We start from the raw sequence: 14,822 nt of genomic DNA, 5'->3' as shown, positions 1-14,822 counted from the left end.
AGAAAGAGTCGCAGAAGGTAAGAGATGGAGCTACTGACCATAAGTAATGGCTTGGGTTACCAAAGGTTAGGGGACCTGATTTTTGGCTTGATAAAAGTCTTAAAAGAGCTTTGGAACGCCATCATTTTCATTTCGCCTCAACTTTCTGCCGATTTATTATTAGGCAGCGGCAGTTTTACCTAATAACAAATCGGCCGTTTTAATTGGTGACTAATTCATTTTTTTCTAACAGGTTTTGAAGAAAGGCAGTTGGCAGCTCACGTCCACTGGACTGACACCCCGAAAAGGAATGACACCTGTTAACGCATCAACCACGGCCTTTTGCATCGGCAGTACGGCGCTGTAAGCGTTTATATAAGTGGGGCAATCCGGCATATGGAAAGTGAGAAACGGTGAGCCAAGAGATACATAAAGTGTCGGTATGTGTTGCCACATTCTTTGCATGGTTAAAGGAAATGCGCCGTGCATTCGTTCCCATTGTGGCCCAAGAACCTCTTTGCCAGATAAACCCTCTTCCGCCATGAGATAAAGGCCAATGTCTTGATTTGTGGTGTCGAAAGGTTCTCCTAGTGTCACTCGTGTAATTTCGAATCCAAGCGCTTCAAGCATGGCGGGAATTTCTAAATCCGGCATGGACGCAGAAGGGCTACGTCTGTTACGACTCTCTGCGAGTAAAATTCGTTTATGCGTTTTTGGAGAAATAGGCAGCAGGTTTTGAGTGTCTTTAACCAAGGTAACAGCGCCTTGTGCGACCTCTGTTGTCCATTCTCTATGCTCTTCTGTACCTAAAAGTTCATTACGTCGGCTAGTATCTGGTACGGCAGGTTCTTTTAAGTGCAATCCCATCGACGCTTTTAATGCCAATATTCTGAGTACGGCGGCATTTAAACGGTCTTCAGATAAGGTTCCGTTGGCAAGTCCTGCTTTTAGAAATCCCATGTCTTCTTTGATATCACGGGGGAATAGCAAAATGTCACAACCGTTTTCTATGCAAAGCGGCACAATGTCTTTTCTATCACCACAAGAGGTAAAACCAGCCATCCCCGTCGCATCTGAAACGACAACGCCATTGTAGCCAAGTTCTTTGCGGAGCAAGTTATGAAGAAGATCGCCATTTAATGAGGCTGGAATATGAGCTTTGCTAAGCGTGGCTTCTCCTAATTCAGAGTAATAATCAGGTAGGGTGACGTGACCCGCCATGATAATGCGGACATCTTTAGAGATGGTTGTGTTGTAGATTTTTCCAAAGCTAGCGCGCCAATCTTTCATAGACATGGTGTTGTGAGTGGTGACGTAGTGTTGGTCGCGTTCATCTAACCCATCACCAGGGAAATGTTTAACACAAGCCACGAGGTTATTGTCGTGCATGCCATCTATATAAGCAGACACGAAGGCATTAGTCATTTCAATGTTGTCAGAAAAACTTCTAGTGTTAACTGCGTTAGAACGAAAGTTTAATGCAAGATCAGCCACTGGCGTCCAGCTGATTCCAAAGCCCATATATCGAGCTTCACGAGCTGCTATGGCGCCCATTCTATAAGCACTTTGTGGGTCTCCTGTTGCCGCAACTGTCATCTGATTTGGGAAAGAAGTGCCGACTTTGATACTGGCTTTTTCAGACATTTCTATATCAGCTGTTAACAGTGGTGGAATAGGACTGTGTTCTATAAGTTGCTGCGCTGAACGACGTAACTCTTCTTCGCTATAGCTAGGAAAGCGGTGCACGCCGCCAGTCCGTAAAGCCATCATGGCACTAATGCCTTCCTCGGATAAATCACGACACATCGGAAGAATGATTTGAGCGATCTTTTCATCTATTTCAAGCTGGTTGAAACTCTCTTTTACCCATTTTATTGCAGCTGTATCAAGATAAAAGGGAGCAGAGCTAAGTTGCGTATCTGTTAACGGAAGGCTGTTTTTATTCATATTGTTAGGGCTCGTCAGAATTCTTATTTATTGTGAGGATAACGTAACAAATCCACTTATGGGCAACCTATAAGTTAGGTCTAGACAAACATTTTATGTTGGTAATCTTTTGATTCGTTGGCGATTCTCAATACGCATAAAGACATATCGTTTTGATATATAGACAGGACTGCCGTTTTATTGTGCTAACAATGGTTAAGTTTTTAGCTCTTGTGCACGTATTACGAAGGGATTATGAAGGTACTGTGGAAAAATAGATGCTTAGTATTACAAAATGTTTGATCTAGACTGATTTTTGGTTGCTAGCAAAGTTTTTGCACCTCGTTAGTATGATTGGTGATCTTCATTGAAAACGAAAAGTTAGTGAGGTTCTCAGGAATAAATATTGACGCTGATTAGCTTAGATATAGAGAGCCACATCATTACCGAAAAATAATAATTAAGGATTATAATGAACGTTTCAAAAGCAATTTCACTAGGGTTGTTGACGGCCGCATTTTCCCAATTCTCTTCTGCTGCGAATTTAGAGGTTACTCATTGGTGGACCTCTGGATCAGAAGCAGCAGCCATTCGCGTCATTGCAGATGCCTATAAAAAAACAGGTAATACATGGACAGACGGTGCCATCGCCGGAGCTGGTGGTATTGCACGTCCGCTTATTACTAGTCGTATTATTGGTGGTGACCCAATGGGTGCTACGCAATTTACACATAGTCAGGCGATGCGAGAACTTATTGAAGCGGGCTTAATGCGCGACATTACTGAGGTCGCAGATGCAGAAGGATGGAAAACGAAAATCTATCCTCAGTCTTTGTTAGAAAGCTGTACTTTCGAAGGTAAGTTGTATTGTGTGCCCTCCAATATTCATTCTCAACAATGGCTTTGGCTGAATAATTCGGTTTATACCGATAACGGTCTTGCTATTCCACAAAACTGGAGTGAGTTTGTCGCCTCTGCACCTAAGCTGCGTGAGAAAGGCATCATTCCTTTGGCTCAAGGCCAGCAGTCTTGGCAGAAGCAACTTATGTTCAATGTGCTGATGGTTTCCATTGGTGGGCCTGAGTTGTTTGAGCGTGTGTATGGCAAGCTTGATGCCGACTATGCTGCTGGTAAAGACGTTGCTAAAGTGTTTAAAGCGGCTGACGAAGCACGTGATTTGATGAAAGGTTCCAATGTGCAAGCTTGGAACGAAGCCACACGTCTTGTTATTGATGGTCGTGCTGGTGGTCAAATTATGGGCGATTGGGTGCAAGGTGAATTTACTCAAGCCGGCTTAAAAGCAGGCGATGATTTTACCTGTGTCGCGGGTCTTGGTGTGAATGAGTATATTACCGCTGCTGGCGATGCATTCTACTTCCCTAAAGTCGATGATGCTGAAACGATTAAGGCACAAAATGCTCTCGCGAGCGTCATTGTTAATCCAGAAACACAAGCCGCATTTACTAAGGCTAAAGGCGCACTCCCTATACGCCGAGATGTCGATTTATCTGACGCTACTCCTTGCATGAAAAAAGGCATAGAAATCCTCAAACAAGGCCATATTGTCGAATCTATTAATACTATGGTTTCTCCAGACACTGTGGGTCGGGTTACCGACTTGATGGTCGAATTCTTTGCAGATCCTAGTTTTACCCCAGAACAAGCTCAAAAAGAGTTTGCCAGCATTATTAGCTCGGCTGACTAGGTCCTGAAGCGCGAAGGCTTTGTATGGTGTTCGCGCTTATTCTCACTATTTAATTTGGAGGGTTTCCAATGCTGCAAAGCGGAAAACCGTCAGGGTTATTTAAGAATCTTAGCGCAAAAATAGCAGCCATTCCGATGGTGCTCACTGCGCTTGTGATTTTTTTAGGATGCTCTGTCTGGACAGTTGTATATTCTTTTACTAATTCGCGTCTTTTGCCTTCTAGTAAGTGGGTTGGCCTCGCGCAATATGAACGACTTTGGGAATCTCGTCGGTGGATAATATCTATCGAAAACCTAGCGGTTTACGGGATTCTTATGTTGATTCTTGCGTTAGTTATTGGCTTTTTACTTGCTGCCTTGATTGATCAAAAGATTCGATTCGAAGATGGTTTTCGTACCATTTTTCTTTACCCCTACGCTCTAAGTTTCATTGTGACCGGTTTGGTTTGGCAATGGATTCTGAACCCTGAGTATGGAATACAGAATGCGGTACGCGGTTTAGGCTTTGAAAATTTCACTTTTGACCCTTTATATAATCCGAATACGGTGTTGTATGGCGTTCTGATTGCTGGTTTGTGGCATACCAGCGGGTTGGTAATGTGTCTCATGCTGGCTGGACTTCGTGGTATTGACGAAGATATTTGGAAAGCGACAAAGGTTGATGGTATTCCAGCTTGGAAAACCTATCTTGTAGTCGTTATTCCGATGATGCGCCCAGTTTTTGTCACAACATTGGTTCTTGTTACCTCTGCCATTATTAAATTGTATGACTTGGTTATTGCCCAAACGGGTGGTGGTCCAGGCTTGGCTTCTGAAGTGCCCGCAAAATTTGTCTTTGACGCTATGTTTGTATCGCAAAACCTTGCACAAGGTTTCGCTGCATCAACCATGATGCTCGTCGCGGTCGTTTTTGTCATTATCCCTTGGGCCTACCTTGAATTTGGAGGAAAGAAAAATGGTTGATGCAACGAAAAATATGCAACGCCCAAGTCCAGCACATGCTTCAGGCGCGAAACCTCGCCCGATATTTTCTAATCGTAACATTATGATTTATAGCGTATTAGTTGTGCTTGCTATTTATTATTTGTTGCCGGTTTACGTGATGTTGATGACGTCATTAAAAGGCTTGCCAGAAATTCAAATGGGCAGCATTTTTGCACCGCCGATGGACATTACGTTCGAGCCTTGGGTGAAAGCTTGGTCAACGGTGTGTACGGGCTTGAACTGTGAAGGGATGTCTCGTGGCTTTTGGAACTCGGTCATGATCACTGTGCCGTCTGTTCTGCTTTCGATTGCTGTGGCGTCTGTTAATGGTTATGCCCTTTCTATGTGGCGTTTTAAAGGTGCAAACGTATTCTTCACTATTTTGGTGATTGGTGCGTTCATTCCTTATCAAGTGATGATTTATCCAATCGTAGTTTTATTGCGTGAAGTGGGTCTTTACGGTGAGCTTGGTGGCTTGATTCTTGTCCATACTATTTTTGGTATGCCTATTTTAACATTGTTATTTCGCAACTATTTTTCTTCTGTTCCAGAAGAACTGTTTAAAGCGGCTCGTGTTGATGGCGCAAAATTTTGGACGATTTTCTTTAAAATCATGGCGCCCATGTCCATGCCTATTTTTGTTGTGGCGGTGATTCTTCAAACAACGGCAATTTGGAATGACTTCCTTTTTGGGGTGATCTTTACTAGACCGGACAATTACCCAATGACAGTCCAACTCAATAACATCGTTAACTCTGTGACAGGTGTGAAAGAGTACAATGTAAACATGGCAGCAACACTTTTGTCAGGCATTGTTCCGCTCACTATCTATTTTCTCTCTGGTAAGCTATTTGTGCGCGGCATCGCTGCTGGCGCGGTGAAAGGATAACATTATGCAACCAAGTGTATCTATTCAGAATCTTAAGTTAGATTTCGGCAATGTGTCTGTGTTACGTGAACTTAATTTAGACATCGGCCAAGGCGAATTTCTTGTACTTCTCGGGTCGTCGGGTTGTGGTAAGTCGACTTTACTAAATTGTATTGCTGGTCTTTTAGAGCCAACAGAAGGCAGCATTCATATTAATGGTCACAATGTGACATGGGCAGAACCTTCAGATCGTGGTATCGGTATGGTGTTTCAGTCGTATGCCCTTTATCCACAAATGACCGTTGAAGGGAATCTTACCTTTGGTCTGAAAAATGCCAAAATGCCAAAGGACGAAATCAAAAAACGTGTGGCAAGAGCGGCGGAAGTTCTGCAGTTAGAGCCTTTGTTAAAACGTAAACCTGCTGCACTTTCTGGTGGTCAGCGCCAACGTGTAGCGATTGGTCGTGCTTTGGTTCGTGATGTTGATGTGTTTCTATTCGATGAGCCGCTTTCAAATCTTGATGCAAAATTACGTGCTGATTTGCGTGTTGAGATTAAGCGTCTTCATCAGACGCTGCAGAACACAATGATTTATGTGACACACGATCAGGTTGAAGCAATGACTTTAGCCGATAGGATCGCCATTATGAAAGGTGGTGTGGTGATGCAATTGGATACACCAAGCGTGATATACAATAAGCCAGCTAACAAATACGTCGCGGACTTTATCGGTTCGCCTTCGATGAATTTTTTTGATACTAAGTTGGAGAATACCGCCAGCCCTTCGGTTACCATCGCAGGGAAGTCCATTTCACTGGCGGAATATGAGTTTGCGCGCTCTGGCTTTAGCGGTGAGGTTTGGTTTGGGATTCGACCAGAACATATCGTTATTGGTGAAGCAGCTGATGCGTCTCCTGTTAGTTTTGAAGTTCGTGCCGAATTGGTTGAGCCAATGGGATCTGAAACACTGGTTTGGTCTTCATTGGATGGAACTCCGATTCGCTTCCGTGTTGAGGGACAGGTTCCTGTTGCCAGTAATGACTTAATCCGTATTGGTTTTGATCCAGCCCGTGCTTCGCTTTTCGATAAAGTAGAAGAATTGCGAGTGTAAGTGATCGCGTAACACAAAAAGCCAGCGCCATATTTGTGGCGCTGGCTTTTTATAACAAAAAAATACCGCGATAGACGCGGTATTTTTTTGTTAGCGTAAAGGTTCGCCTATGTATTTTATATAACTGCTTTTTCTTTTAGCCACTCTTGGATTGTTTGAGAAACAACGACAGGTTGCTCAAATGGAAGTAGATGACCTGAATTAGCCAATACCAAGGATTTAGCACCTGGGATTTGTGCGGCAATAGCACTGTGAACGGCTTCAGTAGAAAGGTGATCTTCTGCGCCGGTGATTAAAAGCACAGGAAATGAAAATTTGCCGATGTATTGGGTCGCATCTGGACGATGAAGTAGTGCAAGGTTTTGGCGTTCGTGAGCCTCAGCCGAACAGTCTTCCACCATGGCTCGTACACTGGCAATCAGTTCTTCATTTTTTGCGTTGTCGCTAGACAATACTTTTGGTGCCCAATTACGTGCGTAAGCTTTCATGTCTGCATTGGCTTCGGCAATACGAGTTTCACGGTGAGCTTTTTCATTTGCGCCAGGACCTTCAGCCCCTGTGCTGGACAGCACCATGGCTTTAATTCGTTCTGGTGCTTGTTTGCCCATTTCCATTGCAACACGACCGCCCATGGAATGAGCGATAACGATTAAGTCACCTTGAGTGTCACTTAGTGCTCGGGCAGCCATCGCTTCAAGCGTGTCGTCTATGGTTGTTTCTGCCGTATGAACATGCTCCACATAGCTTTTAAGGGCGTCGGCGACAGGAGCCCATGTGCGTGAGTCTGACATGATGCCGGGAACCGTAATAAGTGTCGTCATATGATTATCCTAATTGTTGACTGTCTTAAAAAAACTTCTTCAAGAGTAACAATCTTTCTTTGCTTTATGACCTGATCAATTGTTGGGTTCAGGCAAACAAATTGATGGGTTAGCCACTCTATCATTTGTTGTTACCTGCAAATCATCATTTTAAACTGATTTATCAACCTTGACGGTGTTTATAGGTTTACTTGAATGCCGTCGCTCTCAGTGTGAACCTTTTTAATTAAGGTTGGCACCAATATAAAAACAACAAGGAGTTGAAATGGTAAGTGCAAATAATGGGCGTGATTTTGTTTTGGTTCATGGTGCAGGTCATGGTGGATGGATGTGGAAAAGGGTTAGAGACCAGTTACACGCTAAGGGTCACCGGGTTTTTACACCTACATTGACGGGGTTAGGCGAGCGTTCACATTTAATGAGTGCTGATATCAGCCTACAAACTCACATAGACGATGTAGTCAACGTGGTGAAGTGGGAAGGTTTAACGGACGTAGTTCTTGTGGGTCATTCTTACTCTGGCTGGGTGGTGAGTGGTGCAATTGAAAAACTTGAGGGTCGTGTGTCTGCTATTGTCTATTTGGATGCATTTCTTCCTGATAATGGTCAACGCGGTATGGACTTTCTGAACGAACAGCAGATGGTGGCCTTTGAAGAGGCTCACCAACGAGGCGATGTTTCCCGTCCAGGTCCAACCTCAGCCGCGCTTAAAATTCAGTCTCCAGAAGATGCCAAATGGGTTGATTCTAAAATTACACAACAACCAATAGGTGTGTCTTTTCAAGTACTTGAGCTGACTGGTGCACGTGAAAGAGTCGCGAAAAAACTTTATGTTCGTGCTCCGTTGTTTCCGCAGCCACGTTTTGATGCGGCACTTGAGCGTTGCCAAAAAGATCCAACTTGGGAAACGCTGGTAATGGAAAATTGCGGCCATGATCCTATGATTGATGATCCAGATGCTGTTGTTGCCTTACTTGAGCGAATGTTGTGATGAATAGCCCGGCGCGTATTTTAGCGCCAGCGGCATTCTCTTCTGCGTTAGATGAATTTGCCAAGAGAATGGAAGGACAGTACGTGTTCGAGTATGGGCCGGCTACGGGCGTATCGTCTACCAGTATCACCAGTCGAATCGAGCAAGATTATTCTGCTGACTTTGTTATTCTCCCTATGGCTTTGGCGCACAAGGCAATTGTAGCAGGTCACTTGAAGGGGGTGGCTGTTCCAATTTTTGCCTCTACAGTTGCTTTTTGCGTTTCTCAAGCATCTCAATTGCCAGATTTATCATCGGATGAGAATTTATGGCAGGCCTTGTTAAAGGCTTCTTCCATTGGTATTTCCACGGCTGGTAGTGGACGTTTTTTTCGTGATGAATTGCTGCCTAAGCTTCTACGGAAAGGTGGTTCAGTAGATAAGGTGGTGGAGTTCTCGGATCGTTCGGTTGGAGCTGCTGTGGCTGAAGGGCTTGTTGATATTGGTTTTCAGCAAAAAGCCGAATTGTTAGATGTGCAGGGAATCAAGATTATTGACAAGCTGACCGATTTAGCACGCAATGACACATGGCTCACACTGGTTGCTGTTCCGCATTCTCAAACTTCAATCTCTTTAAATTCGCTCGCAGATGAAATTTGTTCTGTATCAAGTTCGTCTATTTTACGCGCTCATGGATTAACTCCAATCTGTTAATTTCCTATCATTTCAAGTATTTCGCAATGATCAACCGAATCTTTTTAAAAAAGGTTTGGTAGATTTTTGTTGTGGATTTAAATCAGTGTGAGATTTAGGGAAAGAAAAATAATAGATTGGATGAGACGGAAAGGGCACAAGAAGGAAAAATTCAGGTCATCTTTGGTAGAAGATGACCTGAATTAAAGGGTTAAATTTTGCTTCTAATCCATTTAACAAAAGGTATTAGGAAAGAAATAATAGCCACAGAAAGTAAGATTAGTGACAGTGGTTTTTGGAAGAAGACCCAATAGTCTCCACCAGAGATAACCACAGCACGACGGAAGTTCGTTTCAAGCATTTCACCCAATACCAATGCCAATACGATAGGTGCTAGTGGAATATCCGCTTTGCGGAAAATATAACCAAGCAAGCCGAACGCAATCGTAATATAGACAGGGAACATGGAGTTTTCGGAAGAATAAGCGCCCATTAAACAAATGCAAGTCACGATAGCCGCTAGAATGGAACGCGGTACATCTGCGACTTTTGCCCAATATTTTGCCCCGAGAAGACCGATTAGTATCATGATTGGCACACTAATCCATAGTGAAGCAAAGATGGTGAATGGCACTTCAGGGTTCATTGTGAACAATAATGGCCCTGGTTGAATGCCATGAATCATCAAGGCGCCAATAATAATCGCTGTGGTTGGTGAGCCGGGGATACCTAAAGCAAGCAGAGGGGCAAGCGCACCAGAAACGGCAGCATTATTCGCTGACTCAGACGCTGAAATACCTTCTACACTGCCTTTGCCAAATTCGTCAGGTGTTTTTGATACGCGCTTTGCGACACCATAAGATAAGAATGAAGCAATAGAAGCACCTGCACCAGGAATGATACCGATGATGTAGCCAATAAGAGAGCTGCGCAACAAAGTATATCTTAACTTGTAGTAGACGCTGAATGGCACAACAAAAATTCCACTCATGGTGCTGCTCTTATGCGGTGCCTGACGGGATTGTTCAATCATGAACAACACTTCAGACAAGGCGAATAGACCTAGTAAAGCAGGTACTAAAGGTAAGCCTTCAAAGAATTCAGGATTAAAAGCAAAGCGTGGCACGCCAGTTTGTGCATCTAAGCCAATGGTTGCTAAGCCTAAACCTATCATCATCGCAATGCCGCCTTTTAAAAGCGAACCTGAAGCAAAAATAGATACTAAACTCAGTCCCATTAATGCAAGAGAGAAGTAAGCCTCGGGACCAAAGTTTAAGGCAAACTCAGACAATGGCACTGCTGTGAAGAAAAGCAAAATGGTGCTTACTAAAATACCAATACCAGACGAGATAATGGAAATATTAAGAGCAACCCCAGCTTTCCCTTTTTGAGTAAGAGGGTAACCATCCCAGGAGGTAGCAACCGCTGCCGCTGTACCAGGAGAGTTAATTAGTATGGCGGAGATTGCGCCGCCGTATTCCGCTGCTGCGTAAAGTGATACGAGTGTTACCACAGCGACAAGAGGGTCTACGCTGTAGGTGAACGGAATAAGAAGTGAGACACCTAAAGTTGGTCCTAAGCCTGGAATAGCACCAATTAGATAACCTAAAAATGCACCGACTAATAGCCCTAGAAAAACATAGGGATCAGCAAACGCATGAAACCCCATTACTAAATTATCAAACATGATTACATCCTATGGAAAGTAAACGCCAAGGGCGATGACAAAAATGACGTAAATAGCTGCGCCAATGCAAGGTGGGAGAATAAACAGTCGTAGACCTCTTTCTCCGCAGCAAAACATGATGCCTGTGGCCATTATCCATGTGCCGAAAAATGCCCCGAGTGATTCTAAATTGCCACCGATTAATACAATGATGCCAGTACTAATCAGCACATAGATAAAACGGTGGAAAGTCACATGATGTGAATCAGTTTGTTTTATAAGCTTAATCACACTGCTTATAAGCAGCAGAGAGGTAAGTGTTACCGTGATGATGGCAATTCCTAAAGGAAAGCCTCCAGGTCCCACTTGAGAGCCAGATGCCATAGATGCTAAAGGTAATGTTTCAATTAGATAAAAGATGCCAATAATCAGTACAGCGACACTGATAATGACCTCTAATACACTGAAAGGCAGCCTAAATTGATGGTCTGAGGTGTGTGTGTCATTTATTTTTTTCATTTTAGTCCTCTTTATCTCCTAACCCATCTTTGTCTATTCAGCATGTAATCTGAAAAGGCGACTTGGGTAACAGACAATCGAATTATTATTGTTTTTCAAATGGCTATGGAATTAGGGTCATTCCGTTGTTCTAGGGAAGGTGCGAATAAGTCTACTAAGCCTCAGTCTTTCAGAGAAATCGTCAAATAAGGCGCGACTCTGAAGGAATGTAGGTACCTTTCAAAGAGTCGCAACGACATGTGGCGTTTTCTCTGAAAGACCCGCAGGGCATGGTCTAAAAGCCTGTATTCTTTGTTGAGCACCTCGAAAATAGAACCACTATTCACATTCGGCACTCGCCTCGAATAACAGGCTTTTATCTACATGCTGAGGCAAGAGGACTTGTTCGCACCTTCCCTAGTTCTTGCCATAAGTACTCAATTACTATGACTCAAGAGGTTAAAGGACAAAACTAACTATTTATTAGGTTAGGCCACAGCTTTTGTTGGGAGGGATCTTAGGAGGATTTGTTTTTATTTTAAAGAGTCATTTCGAATACTTTTTTTGACTAACATTTAGTTAGGTTTGTGTTAATGGATGCTCAATTGCGACTTGTGCGTGTTTCAATCAACAATTGAATGGTTCTTTGGTCAGACTTTGTTCTGGCCTTCCTCAAAAATAAATAATTTTAAAATAAACGAGGCTATTTATGAGTCAGTCACCTCTGGTTAAGTTTGAAACCAAGAATAACATTGCAATACTTACACTCAACCGTCCAGAAAAACGCAACGCCATGAGCGATGCGATGCGCGCGGAGCTTGTGCAGCATCTTCTTAATATCCGTTCAGATAAAAATATCAAAGCCTTAGTGGTAACAGGTGAAGGTAAAGGTTTTTGTGCTGGCGGTGACATTGCGGGCATGAAAGTTAGAATGGAAGCAGATTTATCGACGGTAGGTTTTAATGGTTGGGATCGTCAGCAAGGCGTTCATTATGCTGCCAGCTTACTGCTTAATTTACCTATTCCTACTGTTGCCGCGGTAAACGGCGCGGCAGCGGGGCTTGGTGCTGACTTTGCTTTGTCTTGTGACTTTATTGTTGCTGCACCTTACGCCAGTTTTACATGGGCTTATATCGCCCGTGGTCTTGTTCCTGATGGCGGCGGTTTATACTTCCTACCGCGTCGCGTTGGTTTAAGTAAAGCCAAAGATTTGATTTTCAGTGGCCGTAAAGTGGCGCAGACAGAAGCTTTGGAATTAGGTATTGCAGATCGAATTTGTGAATCTGATGAGCTGCTTGATAAGGCAATTGAAATGACCGAAGAAATGAGCAGTGGTTCAAGAACGGCTATTGCGTTAACTAAATCCATTCTGAATAAAAGCTACGAGATGTCGGAGCACCAAGTGTTCGCTGAAGGTAGTAAAGCTCAAGGTATTTGTTATACCTCTTTTGAGCATCGTCAGTCTGTTCAAGCTTTTCTTGATCGCGCAGCAGGAGATAAATAATGCATATGGACGCCTTGTTAAACCCAAAAAGTGTCGCGGTAATTGGTGCTTCTGCTGATCCAAGTAAAACCTCTGGTCGCCCAGTTTCTTATTTACTAAAACATGGCTTTACAGGGGACATTTACCCAGTGAATCCAAAAGCCACTGAAATTCAAGGGCTGAAATGTTACCAATCCATTGATGATATTCCAGCGGCACCGGATGTTGCTTTGGTATTGTTGGGCGCGAAAAGAAGCATTGATGCCGTTCGCTCTTTAAGCAAGCTAGGTTGTAAAGCCGCGGTTGTTTTGGCGAGTGGTTTTGCCGAAGCTGGTGACGATGGCCTGAATATGCAACAAGAGTTGCTTGATGCTGCTGGTGATATGCGCATTCTTGGGCCAAACACGATTGGTCTTATTAACCTAACGAACAAAATTCCTCTGTCTGCCAGTGGGGCACTAGAAGTGGCTGATTTGCCAGTGGGTAACATTGCCGTTGTTTCTCAAAGTGGTGGTGTATTAGGGGCTTTATTGTCTCGTGCCGCAGGCAAAGGCATTGGTTTATCTTCTTTGGTATCAACCAGTAACGAAGTGGACCTAGAAGTGTCTGACTTTGTGGAATACTTGGTAGACGATGAACATACTAAAGTCATCGCTTTATACCTTGAAACCATTCGTAATCCAGATCGTTTCCGCGAAGCAGCATTAAAGGCGAGCCGTGCTGGTAAACCTATTGTTGCTTTTAAAATTGGCCGTTCTGAAGCGGGTGCTCGTGCTGCGAGTTCTCATACTGGTGCGCTTGCCGGTGAAGACAACGTTTATGACGCCTTCTTTAAACAACTAGGTGTGATTCGTGCTAATACATTTGACGAGCTGATTGATATCCCAGCAGCTTTAACCAATGACCGCATTATGCATGGCCGTCGAGTGGCTATTCTTACTTCGACTGGTGGTGCCGGTACATTGGTATCAGATGCCTTGGGTATGGTGGATTTTGAAACGCCTGTACCTGATGAAGATACCGCTGAGCGCTTGCGTGCTATTCAAGGCGATACGCCAACCGTTCTTGACCGTAACCCAATTGACGTAACCTTGGCGGGCCTACAGCCAGACTTGCTGCGTAAAGCCATTACTATCTTGTTAGAAAGTAAAAGCTACGATGCATTGGTGGTGATTATTGGTTCTTCCGGTTTGGCGATGCCAGATCTTGTGGTAAGTGCGATTCAGGATTGCCTACCTTGCAGCGATAAACCTGTTATTACTTATGTTAGTCCAAATGCACCTGATACTTTGCAGCGTCTTAATAAAGCCGGGATTCCAAGTTTTACTTCTCCTGAAAGTTGCAGTGCGGGATTGGAAGCTTTGTATCGTGTTCGTCCAGAAGCATTGGCGGCATTAGACGATAAAGCGGCAGCAGTGGTTTCTGCGGCCCCTGCTTTTAGTGACAGTAGTTTTGACGAAGTTCAGGCAAAAGCACTTTTTAGCAGCGCAGGTATTAGTGTACCGAAGAGCCGAGTGGTTAAAAATGAAGCCGATGCCTTGGCAGCCGTGAAAGCATTGAAAGCACCTGTTGTTTTAAAAGTGCTTGATGCCAATCTAATGCACAAGAGTGATATCGGCGGCGTAGCTTTGTTCCAAGATGAAACGACCATCGCCAATGCGCTAACTGCAATGAAGCAAGCGGTTGCTAAACATACTGGCAATGAGCCTGAAACATTCCTGATTGAAGAAATGGTATCTGGTGGCTACGAGTTGATTCTCGGCGCAAACCGAGACGCACTTGGTGTTTCAATTTTATTGGGTGCTGGTGGTGTTGCGGCTGAATTGTATAAAGATACGACGATTCGTTTGCTAGAAAAAGGCAAAGGGCTAAGCCTGAAACAAGCAGAAAGTATGATGCGAGATCTTACTTCGTGGCCACTTCTAGATGGTTATCGTGGTGCCGCATTGCGAGATACGAAAGCGCTTGCAGAAGTGATCGTAAACTTCTCCAACTTTATTGCCAGCTTAGGTGATCGACTTGTGACGGCTGAAATCAACCCATTGTTTGTGTTGAAAGCGGGATCAGGTGTTGTCGCAGCAGACGCAGTTATTGTTCTTGAAGAGAACAAATAAGGAGGG

At 43.9% G+C, this 14,822-nt stretch carries 13 protein-coding genes; 9 read left to right on the top strand and 4 right to left on the bottom strand.

Annotated elements, in window-relative coordinates; translation table 11 throughout:
* Positions 1–24 precede the first annotated feature (24 nt).
* Positions 25–183, top strand: coding sequence for a hypothetical protein (locus ACO05V_RS15760; RefSeq protein ID WP_421853526.1), 159 nt, complete (start codon positions 25–27; stop codon positions 181–183).
* A gap of 42 nt (positions 184–225) precedes the next feature.
* Here the strand turns inward: ACO05V_RS15760 and ACO05V_RS15755 are convergent, their stop codons facing one another.
* Positions 226–1,926: a glycoside hydrolase family 3 protein gene (locus tag ACO05V_RS15755; protein WP_421853523.1), complete on the bottom strand. Its 1,701-nt coding sequence runs from the start codon at positions 1,924–1,926 to the stop codon at positions 226–228.
* A gap of 451 nt (positions 1,927–2,377) precedes the next feature.
* Between ACO05V_RS15755 and ACO05V_RS15750 the strand changes: the two genes are divergently transcribed.
* The 4 genes from ACO05V_RS15750 (at position 2,378) to ACO05V_RS15735 (ending at position 6,572) form a co-directional block, all read left to right on the top strand.
* Entirely contained in the window at positions 2,378–3,610 is a 1,233-nt protein-coding gene (locus ACO05V_RS15750) for an ABC transporter substrate-binding protein (RefSeq protein ID WP_421853520.1), read from the top strand.
* A gap of 68 nt (positions 3,611–3,678) precedes the next feature.
* A complete protein-coding gene (locus ACO05V_RS15745) occupies positions 3,679–4,572 on the top strand; it encodes a carbohydrate ABC transporter permease (RefSeq protein ID WP_421853517.1) in 894 nt (297 codons plus the stop codon).
* Positions 4,565–5,482 (top strand): carbohydrate ABC transporter permease, encoded by a 918-nt coding sequence (locus ACO05V_RS15740; protein WP_421853514.1) that lies wholly within the window; start codon positions 4,565–4,567, stop codon positions 5,480–5,482. The genes ACO05V_RS15745 and ACO05V_RS15740 overlap by 8 nt, the downstream gene beginning before the upstream one ends.
* 4 nt (positions 5,483–5,486) lie before the next feature.
* Positions 5,487–6,572: an ABC transporter ATP-binding protein gene (locus ACO05V_RS15735; protein WP_421853510.1), complete on the top strand. Its 1,086-nt coding sequence runs from the start codon at positions 5,487–5,489 to the stop codon at positions 6,570–6,572.
* A gap of 116 nt (positions 6,573–6,688) precedes the next feature.
* Here ACO05V_RS15735 and ACO05V_RS15730 read toward each other — a convergent pair whose 3' ends face one another.
* On the bottom strand, positions 6,689–7,393 hold the full coding sequence (locus ACO05V_RS15730) for an alpha/beta fold hydrolase (protein WP_421853507.1): 705 nt from the start codon (positions 7,391–7,393) through the stop codon (positions 6,689–6,691).
* Positions 7,394–7,658: 265 nt separating this feature from the next.
* Between ACO05V_RS15730 and ACO05V_RS15725 the strand changes: the two genes are divergently transcribed.
* Together ACO05V_RS15725 and ACO05V_RS15720 are read left to right on the top strand one after the other, a co-directional pair.
* Positions 7,659–8,384 (top strand): alpha/beta fold hydrolase, encoded by a 726-nt coding sequence (locus ACO05V_RS15725; RefSeq protein WP_421853504.1) that lies wholly within the window; start codon positions 7,659–7,661, stop codon positions 8,382–8,384.
* Complete coding sequence (locus tag ACO05V_RS15720; protein ID WP_421856990.1) at positions 8,384–9,076, top strand: substrate-binding domain-containing protein; 693 nt, start codon at positions 8,384–8,386, stop codon at positions 9,074–9,076. Before ACO05V_RS15725 ends, ACO05V_RS15720 begins: the two co-directional genes overlap by 1 nt.
* A gap of 190 nt (positions 9,077–9,266) precedes the next feature.
* Here ACO05V_RS15720 and ACO05V_RS15715 read toward each other — a convergent pair whose 3' ends face one another.
* On the bottom strand, positions 9,267–10,742 hold the full coding sequence (locus tag ACO05V_RS15715; protein ID WP_421853501.1) for a tripartite tricarboxylate transporter permease: 1,476 nt from the start codon (positions 10,740–10,742) through the stop codon (positions 9,267–9,269).
* A 9-nt stretch (positions 10,743–10,751) separates the two neighbouring features.
* Positions 10,752–11,240, bottom strand: coding sequence for a tripartite tricarboxylate transporter TctB family protein (locus tag ACO05V_RS15710; RefSeq protein ID WP_421853498.1), 489 nt, complete (start codon positions 11,238–11,240; stop codon positions 10,752–10,754).
* 688 nt (positions 11,241–11,928) lie between these two features.
* On the opposite strand from ACO05V_RS15710, the gene ACO05V_RS15705 reads away from it, so the two are divergent.
* Positions 11,929–12,723: an enoyl-CoA hydratase/isomerase family protein gene (locus ACO05V_RS15705; RefSeq protein ID WP_421853495.1), complete on the top strand. Its 795-nt coding sequence runs from the start codon at positions 11,929–11,931 to the stop codon at positions 12,721–12,723.
* The gene (locus tag ACO05V_RS15700; protein ID WP_421853492.1) at positions 12,723–14,816 is read left to right on the top strand and encodes an acetate--CoA ligase family protein; all 2,094 of its coding nucleotides are present in this window, start codon (positions 12,723–12,725) and stop codon (positions 14,814–14,816) included. Before ACO05V_RS15705 ends, ACO05V_RS15700 begins: the two co-directional genes overlap by 1 nt.
* Positions 14,817–14,822: the final 6 nt, after the last annotated feature.

The organism is Marinomonas sp., from assembly GCF_965225885.1.
Taxonomy (GTDB): domain Bacteria; phylum Pseudomonadota; class Gammaproteobacteria; order Pseudomonadales; family Marinomonadaceae; genus Marinomonas.
Note: the sequence above shows the minus strand (reverse complement) of the source record. Positions and strands in the feature narration are given on the sequence as shown.

Coding starts and splice junctions, on each gene's coding strand:
- ACO05V_RS15760 (WP_421853526.1), top strand. CDS start 25: ATGGAGCTACTGACCATAAGTAATGGCTTGGGTTACCAAAGGTTAGGG.
- ACO05V_RS15755 (WP_421853523.1), bottom strand. CDS start 1,926: ATGAATAAAAACAGCCTTCCGTTAACAGATACGCAACTTAGCTCTGCT.
- ACO05V_RS15750 (WP_421853520.1), top strand. CDS start 2,378: ATGAACGTTTCAAAAGCAATTTCACTAGGGTTGTTGACGGCCGCATTT.
- ACO05V_RS15745 (WP_421853517.1), top strand. CDS start 3,679: ATGCTGCAAAGCGGAAAACCGTCAGGGTTATTTAAGAATCTTAGCGCA.
- ACO05V_RS15740 (WP_421853514.1), top strand. CDS start 4,565: ATGGTTGATGCAACGAAAAATATGCAACGCCCAAGTCCAGCACATGCT.
- ACO05V_RS15735 (WP_421853510.1), top strand. CDS start 5,487: ATGCAACCAAGTGTATCTATTCAGAATCTTAAGTTAGATTTCGGCAAT.
- ACO05V_RS15730 (WP_421853507.1), bottom strand. CDS start 7,393: ATGACGACACTTATTACGGTTCCCGGCATCATGTCAGACTCACGCACA.
- ACO05V_RS15725 (WP_421853504.1), top strand. CDS start 7,659: ATGGTAAGTGCAAATAATGGGCGTGATTTTGTTTTGGTTCATGGTGCA.
- ACO05V_RS15720 (WP_421856990.1), top strand. CDS start 8,384: ATGAATAGCCCGGCGCGTATTTTAGCGCCAGCGGCATTCTCTTCTGCG.
- ACO05V_RS15715 (WP_421853501.1), bottom strand. CDS start 10,742: ATGTTTGATAATTTAGTAATGGGGTTTCATGCGTTTGCTGATCCCTAT.
- ACO05V_RS15710 (WP_421853498.1), bottom strand. CDS start 11,240: ATGAAAAAAATAAATGACACACACACCTCAGACCATCAATTTAGGCTG.
- ACO05V_RS15705 (WP_421853495.1), top strand. CDS start 11,929: ATGAGTCAGTCACCTCTGGTTAAGTTTGAAACCAAGAATAACATTGCA.
- ACO05V_RS15700 (WP_421853492.1), top strand. CDS start 12,723: ATGCATATGGACGCCTTGTTAAACCCAAAAAGTGTCGCGGTAATTGGT.